General features: G+C 60.8%; 9 protein-coding genes and 1 pseudogene. 5 read left to right on the forward strand and 5 right to left on the reverse strand.

The genetic code is table 11. From position 1 onward, the window contains the following. Positions 1-196: 196 nt before the first annotated feature. Together otsA and QOC89_RS10745 are read right to left on the reverse strand one after the other, a co-directional pair. Positions 197-1,591, reverse strand: coding sequence for an alpha,alpha-trehalose-phosphate synthase (UDP-forming) (gene otsA, locus QOC89_RS10740; RefSeq protein WP_323044991.1), 1,395 nt, complete (start codon positions 1,589-1,591; stop codon positions 197-199). Positions 1,592-1,672: 81 nt separating this feature from the next. Beyond that, positions 1,673-2,254, reverse strand: coding sequence for a TetR/AcrR family transcriptional regulator (locus QOC89_RS10745; RefSeq protein WP_323044992.1), 582 nt, complete (start codon positions 2,252-2,254; stop codon positions 1,673-1,675). A gap of 215 nt (positions 2,255-2,469) precedes the next feature. Here QOC89_RS10745 and QOC89_RS10750 point away from each other — a divergent pair, with 215 nt between their 5' ends. Both QOC89_RS10750 and QOC89_RS10755 read left to right on the forward strand, forming a co-directional pair. Beyond that, positions 2,470-3,246 (forward strand): SDR family NAD(P)-dependent oxidoreductase, encoded by a 777-nt coding sequence (locus QOC89_RS10750; protein WP_323044993.1) that lies wholly within the window; start codon positions 2,470-2,472, stop codon positions 3,244-3,246. A 71-nt stretch (positions 3,247-3,317) separates the two neighbouring features. Then, positions 3,318-3,650 (forward strand): annotated as a pseudogene (locus QOC89_RS10755) (LysR family transcriptional regulator); the annotation flags it as partial. A 101-nt stretch (positions 3,651-3,751) separates the two neighbouring features. Here the strand turns inward: QOC89_RS10755 and katG are convergent. Beyond that, positions 3,752-6,013, reverse strand: coding sequence for a catalase/peroxidase HPI (gene katG, locus QOC89_RS10760; RefSeq protein WP_323044994.1), 2,262 nt, complete (start codon positions 6,011-6,013; stop codon positions 3,752-3,754). Between the two features lie 645 nt (positions 6,014-6,658). Here katG and QOC89_RS10765 point away from each other — a divergent pair. Further along, on the forward strand, positions 6,659-7,156 hold the full coding sequence (locus tag QOC89_RS10765; protein WP_323044998.1) for an acyl-CoA thioesterase: 498 nt from the start codon (positions 6,659-6,661) through the stop codon (positions 7,154-7,156). Between the two features lie 155 nt (positions 7,157-7,311). On the opposite strand, the gene QOC89_RS10770 is transcribed toward QOC89_RS10765, so the two are convergent. Both QOC89_RS10770 and QOC89_RS10775 read right to left on the reverse strand, forming a co-directional pair. Then, a complete protein-coding gene (locus QOC89_RS10770) occupies positions 7,312-8,751 on the reverse strand; it encodes an ATP-binding protein (protein ID WP_323044995.1) in 1,440 nt (479 codons plus the stop codon). A 73-nt stretch (positions 8,752-8,824) separates the two neighbouring features. Then, positions 8,825-9,799: a response regulator gene (locus QOC89_RS10775; RefSeq protein ID WP_323044996.1), complete on the reverse strand. Its 975-nt coding sequence runs from the start codon at positions 9,797-9,799 to the stop codon at positions 8,825-8,827. Between the two features lie 420 nt (positions 9,800-10,219). On the opposite strand from QOC89_RS10775, the gene QOC89_RS10780 reads away from it, so the two are divergent. Both QOC89_RS10780 and QOC89_RS10785 read left to right on the forward strand, forming a co-directional pair. After that, positions 10,220-10,864, forward strand: a complete 645-nt coding sequence (locus tag QOC89_RS10780) for an SCO family protein (RefSeq protein ID WP_416340389.1) — start codon at positions 10,220-10,222, stop codon at positions 10,862-10,864. A gap of 26 nt (positions 10,865-10,890) precedes the next feature. After that, the coding region (locus QOC89_RS10785) for a hypothetical protein (protein WP_323044997.1) at positions 10,891-11,086 on the forward strand (196 nt) is incomplete at its 3' end.

An 11,086-nucleotide genomic window follows, 5' to 3' on the forward strand; every position in this document is an offset into this window, starting at 1 on the left:
CTCCATAGTCCCGCAGGGAACCGGCAAGCATACCGAGGCCAAAACACGACATTTCTAAATGGCTAGAACACGACATTTCTATAAAGCTACTACAAGCATGTGGTTGATAATTTATATTATGTTAAATCATAGATCAGAGAAACGGCCCGTCGTCCTGCAACCGGTGCCTTGTATAAATCTGTTCCCCATCCACCGTCTATTCCTTCGCTCCGCAATCCTCCAGCGCCCGCAGAAACGTCGAACTCCACCAGTGCACATCAAACTTGCGGATCCGACTAAGCAGCGCTTCATGCCGATTGATCCGCTCATCGAGCGACATTGTCAGTGCCCGTTGAATGGCCTGCGCCGTGCCTTGCGTGTCGTAGGGGTTGACCAGCAGCGCTTCCTTCAATTGCTCGGCGGCGCCGGCAAAACGTGAGAGCACCAGCATGCCCGGGTCGGCCGCGTCCTGTGCGGCGACGAATTCCTTCGCCACCAGATTCATCCCATCACGCAAAGGTGTGACGAGTGCCACACGACTCGCGCGATAAAGCCCCGGCAAGCGCTTACGTGCCACGTTCCGATGAATGTAACGCACCGGCATCCAGTCCAGTTCACCGAAGTCGCCGTTGATCGCCCCGCACAAGCTATCCATCTGGCGCCGCAGATCGTCGTAGGCGCCCACGTCCTCGCGACTCGGCGACGCAATCTGAATCAGCGTTGCACTGTCGCGATTCTCCGGGTAGTAAGTCAGCAGTTCGCGGAAAGCATGCACGCGTTGCGGCAGTCCCTTCGAATAGTCCAGCCGGTCGACGCCCAGCAGCAAACGCCGCCGCGAATATTCGTCGCGCATCCGGACAAACATGTCGCGGCCCTCCTTCGAGTCGGCCAGACGAACGAAGTCGTCGACGTCGATGCCGATGGGATACGCGCCCACCCGCAGCGTTCGATTGAACGCCCGAAGGCGATCCGGACTCAACCGCTCCGCCTGCGCCTCCGATTCAACATAGTGAGAAAAATGCGTCAGATCGGCTTCACTCTGGAAGCCCACCAGATCGTATGCGAAGAGCGAACGCATCAGCCATTCGTGCTCCGGAATCGCTGCCATGATCAGCGGCGGCGGCATTGGAATGTGCAGGAAGAAACCTATGCGGTTGGTGCACCCCATGGCGCGCAACTCGGCCGCGAGCGGGATCAACTGGTAGTCATGAACCCAGATGAGATCGTCCGGCTTCAATAGCGGTAGCAACTTGCGCGCGAATAGCTGATTGACCCTGCGATAGCCGGCTGCGAATCGCGTGTCGAAATTAGCCAGGTCCAGCCGGTAGTGAAACACCGGCCACAAGACATCGTTGGAGTAACCCAGGTAATACGTGTCGTGATCCTCGCGGCTCAGATCGAGTGTTGCAAGTGTGACGTTGCCGGCCGTCTGGACATGAACTTCGCCATGGCCGGCCTGCGCGCCATCAGCCGCTTCGCGGATCTTGCCGCTCCAGCCGAACCAGAGGCCGCCTGTTTGCTGCAAGCTCTCCCGCAACGCTACGGCGAGTCCTCCGGCCGCGGGTTTTCGCGGGTCTGCAGTGCGATTCGAAACGACGACTAGTCGACTCATGAGGTCCTTGTGTTGTTGCGTCCACAATCACGTTCTGATCGACCCAGTTTACTCTGTCGTTGCGGTTACAGCACGGCAAGGTTAGCGTGCACTGCCCTCCTGCGTCATGACCAGCGCAAGCGACGCGGACAGAATCGATCTCGCCAGTTTGTCGTCGTCCACGGCGCGCGCCAGCGTAATGGCTCCTACGATGGTCGCGACGATTGCCAGCGCAACATCTTTGCTCTCGCCGGAGGCGGCTTGCGCTATCTGTAATGCCAGCCTGCGCACGTAGTCGGTAAGCCGCTCCCTGACGTCCGGATTCGCATGCCGCGCTTCTCCGGCGAGTGCGCATAGCGCACATCCATTGCCGGGATTCTTCACGTGACGCTCATTGAGGAAAACCTCGGCGATAGCCTGCAGCGGCGTTTCCCCGCGCTTTACCGCACCGCTTGCGAGAGACCCGATGCGCTTCTCGCTCTGACTGACCGCGTGCTCGAGCGCTTCCAGAATCAACGCATCGCGTGATGAAAAATGTCCGTAGAACGCGCCATGCGTGAGCCCCGCGCTGCGCATGCACTCAGCGACCCCAAGTGCCTCGATGCCGTGTTCGCGAATCTGCCGCGACGCGTTCTCAAGAACACGCTGCCTGCTCTCAGCTTTCTGTGCCTGCGAGTAACCCATTTTTTTGCCTCGCTACCCTTGACAATCTGCATGACGAGAATAATACTGAATTTCTGCATGATGATCAACATACAGAATGAGTTGTTGAAGATGCTCATTCCGGTTTGGATGCAGCGGCTATCTTGCGCTGCTTAACAGGGCATTATGCGGGATTTTTGCGCCACCAGCAGGCGCGGCTTTCGCTGCGATCCCGGCGTAATACACAGGAGAAGGAAATGCGTTTTACTGGAAAAACAGCGCTCGTCACTGGCGGCAACAGCGGCATCGGCTTTACCGCAGCGAAGCTTCTGATCGCCGAAGGCGCCCGCGTTGCGATCACCGGCCGTGATCGCGAAAAGCTGGATCAGGCAGTCTCTGAACTCGGGGAAAACGCGCTTGGCATTCAAGCCGACCTCGACAATGAAACCGCCATCGAGTCGATGTTCAAGCAGATCAAGGAAACCTTCGGGTCGCTCGACATCGTGTTCGCCAACGCCGGGATCTCCGGTCCGACGCCGCTCGGCGGCACGACCGCGGCTGCATTCGAGGCGATTCTTCGCACCAATCTCACCGGTGTCTTTCTCACGGTCCAAGCGGCGCTTCCGCTGATGAGCGCCGGCGGTTCGATCGTATTGAACGGCTCTGTGATGCGCGAACTGGGCTCGCCTGGCTCGGCCGCTTATTCCGCTACTAAAGCAGGCGTCACGGGCATGGCCAAGGTGTTTGCATCCGAACTCGTGCAGCGTGGCATTCGCGTCAACACCGTGATTCCAGGCGGCACGCGCACGCCGATCTGGACGCGCGGGGCCCGCGCCGGTGCCACGCTCGACGGGACCGAAGAGGCACTCGCGCCAGGCATCCCGATGGCACGTCTTGCTACCCCCGAAGAAGTGGCGAGAGCCGCGCTATTCCTCGCGTCCGACGACGCTTCGGGAATCACTGCGGCGGAAATTGTCGTCGACGGCGGCACGATCGGCGCGCCGTGGGGAGCGCCTGTGTTCCGCAAGGGGTGAAGCGGTTCAACTTGCTGATTGGCCAGGATCAAACGCGCGATAAAATCAGTGAACACCTATGAAGCGAGTTCATGAAGCGTCGCGATAACTACAACGATCTGCGGGCCTTTATCGCCGTTGCGCGCGAACGCAGTTTTACGCGCGCAGCGGCACAACTGGGCGTTTCGCAATCTGCTTTGAGCCATACGATTCGTGCGCTCGAATCACGGCTCGGGCTGTGCCTGCTGACCCGGACCCCGCGCAGCGTCTCGCCGACCGGGGCGGGTGAGCGGTTGCTCCAGACAGTCGCGCCCCGCTTCGATGAGATCGAATCGGAGCTGGCGGCCGTGACCGAATTTCGTGACCAACCCGCCGGCACCATCCGCATCACTGCGACCGACTATGCGACGAGGACCGTCCTATGGAACGCCGCAGGATCATCGTCTGACCTTGCGGCGAGAGTGACTCTTCACACAGCGAGGTGAAAGCCCGCCAGGGTGACTGCCCCGGCGGGTCCCCTGCCCGTTCAGGCGAGCTCGAAGCGGTCGAGGTTCATCACCTTGACCCAGGCCGCCACGAAGTCATGGACAAATTTTTCCTGCCCGTCCTCGCTTGCATAGACTTCGCCCAGCGCGCGCAACTGAGCATGCGAAGCAAAGACCAGATCGACACGGCTGCCGGTCCACTTCAACTCGCCGTTCTTGCGGTCACGCCCTTCGAACACCTCGCGAGCCGCCGAAACCGGTTTCCATTCCGTGCCCATGTCGAGCAGGTTGCGGAAGAAGTCGTTGGTCAGCGTTTCCCGCTTGTGGGTGAAGGCAGCTTGCGGATTCTGCCCGGTGCCTATGTTCAGCACGCGCAAACCGCCGATGAGCGCGGTCATCTCAGGGGCGGTCAGGGTCAGTAATTGCGCCTTGTCGATCAACAACGCTTCGGGCGGAACGCCATATTTGCCTTTGACGTAGTTCCGGAAGCCATCGGCGATGGGCTCCAGGGCGCCCACGGATTGCACGTCGGTCTGTTCCTGCGAGGCGTCCATGCGGCCGGGCGTGAAAGGCACGCTCACCTGATGGCCGGCGTTTTTCGCCGCCTGCTCGATGCCGGCGCTGCCGGCCAGCACGATCAGATCGGCCAGCGACACCTTCTTGCCGCCGGACTGCGCGGCGTTGAACTCGCCCTGAATGCCTTCGAGGGCCTTCAGGACTTTCGCCAGCTGCTCGGGCTGATTGACCGCCCAGTCTTTCTGCGGGGCGAGACGAACGCGAGCGCCGTTGGCGCCGCCGCGCTTGTCCGAACCGCGGAAGGTGGAGGCCGACGCCCAGGCGGTGGACACCAGCTGCGCGACCGACAGCCCTGATGCCAGAATCTTCTGCTTGAGCGAGGCGATGTCCTGCTCGCCGACTAGCGGATGGTCGACGGCCGGAATGGGGTCCTGCCAGAGCAGTTCTTCGGCGGGTACTTCCGGGCCCAGATAGCGGGCGCGCGGTCCCATGTCACGGTGCGTGAGCTTGAACCAGGCACGGGCGAAGGCATCGGCGAGCTGGTCGGGATTCGCCAGAAAGCGCCGCGAGATTTTCTCGTACTCGGGGTCGAGGCGCAGCGCCAGGTCGGTGGTGAGCATCGTCGGCCGCAGCTTTTTCGACGGGTCGTGAGCGTGCGGAATCGTTTCGTCCGCAGTCTTGGCGACCCACTGGTTGGCGCCGGCCGGGCTCTTGGTCAACTCCCACTCGTACTTGAACAGGTTCTCGAAGAAGCCGTTGCCCCACCTGGTCGGCGTGGTGGTCCAGGTCACTTCGAGACCGCTGGTGATCGTGTCGGCGCCCTTGCCGGTGCCGAAGCTGTTCTTCCAGCCCAGCCCCACGTTCTCGAGATCGGCGGACTCGGGTTCGGGACCGACGTTGTCGGCAGGACCGGCACCGTGCGTCTTGCCGAAGGTGTGGCCACCGGCGATCAGCGCGACGGTTTCCTCGTCGTTCATGGCCATGCGCGCGAAGGTTTCGCGGATGTCGTGTGCCGCGGCAAGCGGATCGGGATTGCCGTCGGGACCTTCCGGGTTCACATAGATCAGCCCCATCTGCACGGCGCCCAGCGGATTCTCCAGAATCCGTCCCTGGTCGTCGCGGCTCACCTCTTCACCGTGTTTTTCCACGTCGGCAACGATCACGCCGCCGTCTTCGTTATCGCCTGCGGCGCCCTTGCCATAGCGGACGTCGCCACCCAGCCAGGTCTTTTCATTGCCCCAGTAGACGTCCTGGTCCGGCTCCCACGTGTCCTCGCGACCGCCGCCGAAGCCAAAGGTCTTGAAGCCCATGGTTTCGAGCGCGACGTTGCCGGTAAGGATCAGCAGATCGGCCCAGGAAAGTTTCTGGCCGTACTTCTGCTTGATCGGCCAGAGCAGCCGGCGAGCCTTGTCGAGACTGACGTTGTCCGGCCAGCTGTTGAGCGGCGCGAAACGCTGCTGACCGCGCCCCGCACCACCGCGGCCGTCGCCGATGCGGTACGTGCCGGCACTGTGCCAGGCCATGCGGATGAAGAGCGGACCGTAGTGGCCGAAGTCCGCCGGCCACCAATCCTGCGAGTTGGTCATGAGGGCTGCGAGGTCTTTCTTTACCGCAGCGAGATCGAGGCTCTTGAATGCCTCGGCGTAGTTGAAGTCGTTGTCCAATGGATTGGACTTGCTGGAGTGCTGGCTGAGCAGATCGAGCCGCAGTTGTTTCGGCCACCAGTCACGATTAGTCGTGCCGCCGCCTGCGGCATGGTTAAACGGGCATTTTGCTTCGTCGGACATGCGTCATCTCCTTGAGGACGTACCCACTACCTGTTGTGCTACGGCTCCTGAATTCTTTGTATGGTGCATCGCCGACTGACGTCGGCGGGTCTGCCGGGAAATCACATAATGGGCGTTTTCTGGTGTACCGCTGTTGATCACCCGACGTGCATGGTCGTCGTCCGTGACGGATCGCGTGGCGCGCATTGGACGAGAACGGCTCGCGTCGGCAGGCTACTGCACTTCAAAATATACGTGAGAGTCGCCGTCAATAGTATGGGATTCTGGCAATGCTCTTGATAGACCGTGACTATGACGTGGCAAGCGCTTCTGGCGATGGGTTCGGCGCGCCACAGACACTTCACAGGCACCCAACAGCGGCCTTTCAGACACGCATGAGAGACATACCCTTGCGGCGGCGCAATCGCCACGCATGCGATATGTATCGAGCAGCGATGGTTCCTTTCGTTCTTGCACTGCAGCAACCTGCCGCCCATCTGACCACGGCGCAATCATGCAAACCTGCCATCATTCAGGATTTTTGCATGGCGTGTTTGTCAGCCAATAGCCAGGCAGCCCCCATCCGAACCAGAATGGGCTGTGCCTGCCATCCAGGAGGGCATGCGTGGCTGCCGCGAGCAGCCGTTCCTGCAAAAGGAAAATCGTATGTTGATGCGTGACCCAATCCCTACCGCCCTGACCCGCGGATCCGCCGTTCTTTCCGAAGACGCGCTGACGCCGGAGCCGCTAAAGACCTTCCACCATACGTTCGACATTTATCTCAAGGACTCGAACGCCTTCATGAACACCTATTTCTCGCGTTACTTCGAGTGGCAAGGCGTATGCCGCGAGCGGTGGTTCCATGAATGCATACACAACGACTTGCTGGGATCCGACGGCATGTTCGTCACCAAACGCGCGCACCAGGAATATGTCCACGAAACCTTCCCTTTCCAGCATGTGGATTGCTATCTGAATACCGTGCAGGTCAAGCAATGCTCGGCCTACCTGCTGTTTCGCTTCTGCGTGGATGGGCGCGAGGTCTCGAAGGGTTATCAACAGATCCTGTACGCCGGACGGGACCGCAAGATCAGGCGGTTCCCGGAAGGGATCGTCGAACGGGTCAAGGAATATGAACTGCCGTTGACGGCGCTCAGCGCCTGAGCGTGACGACTGACTTTCGCCGTTCAGTTATATCGCTGGATTTTTCCCGCTGTTTCCCGCTGTTTTTTCGTTGAGTTCTACCACTGGGTTTCAATACCAGGTTCTACCGCTCGGTTTTACCGCTGAGTTTCAACACTAACTTCCAGGCTTGAGTTTCACCCCTGACGCCGGCGCAAGGAACGCGCCGGCATTTTTTTCAGCGCGCGGTCCGCGGGCGACCCCGGCACCGGCAAGCGCACCGTGAACGTGGTGTGGGCGCCGCGCGTCGAACTGCATTCGATACTGCCGCCCAGAAGCTCCGCGGCGCGGCGGCAAAATGCCAGCCCCATTCCCGCGCCGCTGCCGTGCCGCTTGGTCGAGAAGAAGGCATCAAAGATATGCGGCAGCACGTCGGGCGTGATGCCCGGACCCGTGTCGCGGAAGCGCAGAACGCAAAACCCCTGCTCCAGCACCGCACTGATCGCAATCTCGCCCTCGCCGCTCACATGAATCGCGTGCAGCGCGTTTTTGAGCAGATTGAACAGCACAAAAACCGCCAGTGTGTCCGAGCCCGAAAAGCACAGGGCCGCGTCGATCGGCGCCACGCTCACGCGCGCCCGTTCATCGCCGCGGAACGGATAGCGTTCCAGCGCCGAGCTCACGCATTGCTGGATGGACTGAGGACTGAAGCGGGTGCGGTCCAGTCGATCGAGGGTGAACGAAGCAAGCGCCATCTCGACCATTGCGCTCGTGCCCGACACCTCCCGTCTGATCGACGTGGCGAGCTGGCTGATGCGCTCGGACTGCCCGGCATGCACCTCATGATCGTCGTAAAGCCCATGCGTGACCGCCAGCCGGTAACCGTTGAACACGTGGGACCAGACGCTGGCGATTTCGTCGGCGTGCATGGCGATCGTCGCGAGCGGGGTCGCGATCTCGTGCGCGATGGTCGCCGCGATGGCATAGGGGTGAATCAGGTGATAGCGGACGATCGTGATCGCGAGAAGCCCCAGGCTGAGGGCGATGAACAGGACGCCCGGCGGATAGAACGCATAGCCGTAGTTGACCGCATAGTCGACCGCTGCAAACGAATACAGGCAAAGGCTCGCAAAGCAGAGCTCGAGGCGCCTGCGCGCTTCGCCACCGGCCTGTTTGCGGGCGGCGAGCAGAAGCTGTCCGCTGCGCCCGGCCAGCAACACGGTCTGCACGACGTGCAAAGGATGCAGCGTGCCGGCGCTCGGATAGTAGCCAAAAAAGTAGTGCCGATAGCCGGCGACCACTTCGTTGCCGGGCAGCAGCACGGCCAGCACGAGACACACGCCGTAAGATGCGAGCAATATCGGCCGTTCACGGCGTCTTGCCGCCACCTCGGTGACGAAGTGATAGAACGTGGTGGGCAGAAAGAGAATGAAGAGATAACCGAGCCGGACCAGCACGCTCGCCAGGTGAGGGTTTTCAGTCTGGAACAACAAGGTCCACGTGCCCTGCCACGCGAATGTCGTCGCGCACATCAAAAAGAATGGCGCCGACAGACGCGTCACGCCTTGTGTGATCAGTACGTAAAGGCCAAACACCACGAACAGCGCGGACACAAAGGCAGTCGGAATGGCGTACATGTGGCTCGATGTGTCTGGAAACGTTGGTCTATTCCGGCATTTTTATAACGGTCCGCGCGCAGGGCCCAACGCTTTATCCGCGGACGTGCTGATTCCGGTCGCTCCGCCATCGCGCGAACGTCAGCGCGTTCAAGCCCAGCTGTTTCGAATCTATTCGGGTCCAGCAATAGAAAGCGTCGTCCCAGTCGGGGATGGTTCGGGGTGTCAGCGCCGCGAACGCCGTGTCCGGACGGAACGCCAGGTGCGGCCAGAACACGGGCATCGACTCGCGTACCGCCATGCGCCTCAACAGATCCACCGGCCCGCTCTCATCTGCCACGATCTCCGCCTGGGCGATCCAGTCGTTCTCAGCCCATGCAAGGAAAACGCTCGGGTTGCCCTCACGGTCGAACATCAGAATCGCATTCTGCTCCGGACGCCAGTAGTACTCGACAATGCCTTCGGCGGCCACCACCTCGTCGAGGACCTTCCTCGTTCTTGGGTCGCAGTAGGTGATGCCGTTTTCGCCCAGGCCAAGCCAGCCCGCCTCTGAACAATGCCGCTTTCTGGCGTCTTTCAGAAAATGGACCAGTCTGCTGGCTGAATCCGCATCCGTCTTGCGCAGATACAGATCGACGATGCCGGCATTGAAAGCCTTGACCGCGACGGTCTCATTCGCGACGCCGGTCAACAGCACCTTCGCGCAACGCAGATTGGAAATGGACGACAGGAATTCGACACCGCTCAGTCCTGGCATGTCGTAATCGACGACAACCGCGGCCACCTCCGAAAATCGCGAGTCGCGCGCCAGGATGTCTCGCTCCGCCGAGCTTTCGACAAAGCGCTCAAGGCCCGTCTCGCTCAGACCGGCCGACGCCGGCGCGAACTCCAGCGAGTTCTCGCGCGCATGTTTGCGGATGAAAGCGAGCGCGCTTTGAGGCCGCGTGAAAAACAGATTGGTGGAAATATCCGGAAAGAATCGGCGCAACGCGTCGAGGTAGTTGTCGTTGTCGTCAACGAAAACGACCGATGCCGGATAGAAGACTGGGGGTCGAATAAAGTTGTTCATGTTTTTTACGTGGAATGTGCGGCGCGCCTTGTACCGGCTGACACGCCGGTTCTCTCACGCTGGCTCCCGGGCCAATTCCCGCTGCCCCATATAGTACCGGGGTCTTCGCATGAACGTGCAACCTCACGCTACGCGTGCGTCATGGTATGCGAATGGAATAATTTTTTGAATCAGACCATGCTCTCGCGCCGCCCAGGGGAAATGTGCGCCACTGCACAGTCGCGAGCAACTCGCGTCCGTGGAATCGTATTCGGCGTCAACCGTCCCTGTTACGCTTGCCTGCATCGCCTGATCACACGCGAGCGAGCAGACGGACTCATTGATCCTGTCTCGCGCCCGGCTCACCGACTATCCCGCCAGCGCGCATTCTCGACTGCGCATGATGGTCGCGTTCATCAAATTTATTGCGGAGAAGAAGGCGTGTTCCGTCGAAACGTTCGCACGTGCCTGGCACCGGCCCAACCGGTGTCGCTCAGGCAATTGACCCGGCGCGCCTTGCTATGCGATGCGACTCTGGCCGCGATGGCCTCGGTGTCATTCCCCGCCTATGCCCAGCATGGCACGACGGGACTCGTGAGCCCCCCGCTTCGTCTCGACGATACCTGGTTAGTCGATCAAACCGGCCGCAAGCGACTGCTCAGCGACTTGCTGCTGCAGCGCGTCACTGCCGTGCAAACCATCTACACCGGGTGCAGTTCGGTGTGTCCTCTGCAGGGTGCGCTGTTCAGCGCGGTTCAGGAGCGCATGCCGCAAATCCGGGCTCGGTATCCGGTTCAATTGCTGTCGATCGGAATCGATCCTCTATCCGACTCGCCCTCCGCTTTACACGCGTGGCTCATGCGCTTTCAGGCCGGTCCCGGCTGGACCGCGGCCACGCCGGCGTTGCGCGATGTCGACCGGATGCGCACAACGCTTTCGGGGAGTGCGCTACCGCTCGGCAACCTCGCCGACCATGCAACGCAGATCTATTGCTTCGATGCGCGCGCCATGCTGCGCTGGCGCAGTGACGATCTGCCGCGCGCGGACGAAATCTGCGACGTACTCAGTGCGCTAGGGCGCACCTAGTTCTCCCCCCAACCGGAAGTAAGATCATGGCACCCATCCGTTTCATCAGGGGCTTGTCCCAATTGCTCGACAGGTGCGGCAAAGTCCTGTTGCTGATCGCATTCACGTCGAGCCTCGGCGCGTTTTCCGGACTTGCCCACGCGCAAGCGGTAGCCACGATCAAGCTGAGCGGTACGAATGTGTGCCTGGATGTCAATGCGGAATCGAAAAAGGTGGGCGCCG

The organism is Paraburkholderia sp., from assembly GCF_034668105.1.
In the GTDB taxonomy this organism is placed as follows: Bacteria; Pseudomonadota; Gammaproteobacteria; order Burkholderiales; family Burkholderiaceae; genus Paraburkholderia.